A 2,163-nucleotide genomic window follows, 5' to 3' on the forward strand; every position below is an offset into this window, starting at 1 on the left:
TCATTCGCCTGATGCTCAATCCATTCAAGCCTGTGCGCCTGCCCTACATGGCAGTTCCGTATGAGCACAATCCCTACAGCTTCTTCGGTATCGGAGTGGCTGAGAACATGGACGACAGCCAGTTGCTCATGAACGGTTTCATGCGTATGGCTGTGGACAACGGCAAGCTGGCTGGCAACATGCTCATCGAGGTTGATGAGACTAACCTTGTACCGGGCCAAGACTTCACGATCAAAGCAGGCAAGGTGTTCCGCCGACAGGGTGGCGCACCGGGCCAAGCGATCTTCGGCACCAAGTTCCCCAACACCGCCAATGAGAACATTATGATGTTCAAGGAAGCCCGAAGCCTAGCTGACGAGGCAACTGGCATTCAGTCTGTGTCTCATGGTCAGGCGATGGGTGGCATTGGACGTACTGCCTCTGGTATGTCGATGCTCATGAACGCTGGTGGCCTATCCAACAAGACTGTGGTTAAGAACGTCGATGACTACCTGCTCGTGCCGCTTGGTCGTGGGTACTTCCAGTTCAACATGCAGTTCGACTATGACCCCACTATCAAGGGTGATCTAGAAGTTCGTGCACGTGGCACTGAAAGCCTCATGGCTAACGAAGTACGCAGCCAGCGACTGATGCAGTTCATTGGTATCGGCAGCAACCCTGCCCTCGCCCCCTTCGTCAAGTTTGGCTACATCATCCGTGAGATTGCACGTGCGATGCAGCTTGATCCCGACAAGGTTACCAACAACGAAGCTGAGGCAATTCGTCAGGCACTGCTCCTGCAGCAGATGGGCGGAATGCTCAAGCCTGTGCAGACACAGGGTACTGATCCTAACGGTGCTGGTGGCAATGGTGCCGCTGGCATGGGGCTAGACCCGAATGACACTGCTGGCACTGGTGGTGGAAACATTGGCACAGGCTCTGTGCCTATGCCTCAGGAAGAAGGATTTACTGGTAATGGTGGACAAGGCGCTCCTCTCCCCCCTCAAGCCGCTGGTTAATGATCAGTGGATGTGGCCTGCCTTCGTGCAGGTCATTGACGACATGATTGCTGAGGAACGAAAGACACTGGAACAGTCTCAAGGTGAGGTTGATCTATACCGTGCACAGGGCGCTATCCAACGCCTACATCGAATCAAGAAACTGAAAGAGGAAGTACAGGCGCATGATTAAGGCAAGCATGAACAAGCTGTTCGGCAAGGACAGGCAGAAGGTCGATCCCGTCAGTGGCAATGAAGTACCTGCAGGTGCTCTGCCAGAAGAGGTGCGCGACGATGTACCTGCCCGACTGAGCGAAGGTGAGTTCATCTTCCCTGCTGATGTAGTTCGCTACATTGGCCTAGACAAACTGATGAAGATGCGCCAGCAGGCTAAAGAGAAGCTGGGTACGATGGAAGAGATGGGGCAGGACGGTACTCCCGAAGATGCCACTCTCCCTGATGACATGTCCGACAAGGAGTTTGCTGAGGGCGGCTTCGCTGAGGGCGGCGATGTTAACATGAATATCCACACACAGAATCCTGTGCTGCAGAGAAGCGGTGACAGGTTCAAAGGTCTGATGAGTTCTGCTTGGGGTGGTGCACCTGACGGTCAGCGTTACACTGATCTGGTCGGCACGCCCAGCTACACGTTCCAGCCCTACGAGAATGCTCAGGGTATGGTGATCTTTATTCCCATGAAAGACGGTAAGCCTCAGCAGACAGTTCCTGAGGGCTACAACGCTACCTCACTGGACGAAGCATCCACTGTATCTACTGATGAGGCCGCTGCTGCCGCTGGGACGCCCACTGGCGGCGATCAGGGTACTTCGGCCCCCACTACCCCTGCCCCAACGGCAAATGCGACTCAGGCAGCATTCCAGAATGCAGGAGAGCGTGGCGGTGGAATCATGAGTGATGGAGCGAACAACCGTGGCACGGCACTGAGTGAAATGTCTAATGCAGAATTAGAAAGCTATTCACGGGATATGATGGACGATTACGGTGGTCCCGCTATCGTGGAATCTATTGCAGGCACAATGCTAGGCGCTGCTGCTACTGCTTTAGCTGGGCCTATAGGACAGATACCGGGCGTGGCTACTGCAGCTAAATACGGAGCAAAAGATCTTGTTCAGAGTGGTGCTAGCTCAGATTGGGAACGTGCTCTGCTTGGCTACACAGGCGATGA

General features: G+C 54.5%; 3 protein-coding genes. All 3 read left to right on the forward strand.

Translation table 11 applies throughout. From position 1 onward, the window contains the following. Positions 1 to 998: hypothetical protein (locus tag V6D20_09280; GenBank protein ID HEY9815970.1), on the forward strand; the 998-nt coding region annotated here is incomplete at its 5' end. Next, positions 955 to 1,170 carry a hypothetical protein gene (locus tag V6D20_09285; GenBank protein ID HEY9815971.1) on the forward strand — a complete coding sequence of 72 codons (216 nt, stop codon included), beginning with the start codon at positions 955 to 957 and terminating at the stop codon, positions 1,168 to 1,170. The genes V6D20_09280 and V6D20_09285, both read left to right, overlap by 44 nt. Continuing rightward, positions 1,163 to 2,163: hypothetical protein (locus V6D20_09290; GenBank protein HEY9815972.1), on the forward strand; the 1,001-nt coding region annotated here is incomplete at its 3' end. The genes V6D20_09285 and V6D20_09290, both read left to right, overlap by 8 nt.

The organism is Candidatus Obscuribacterales bacterium (assembly GCA_036703605.1).
In the GTDB taxonomy this organism is placed as follows: domain Bacteria; phylum Cyanobacteriota; class Cyanobacteriia; order RECH01; family RECH01; genus RECH01.

Bases quoted from the DNA above. Each gene is read 5' to 3' on its own strand.
- V6D20_09285 (HEY9815971.1), top strand. From the start codon at position 955: ATGGTGGACAAGGCGCTCCTCTCCCCCCTCAAGCCGCTGGTTAATGAT.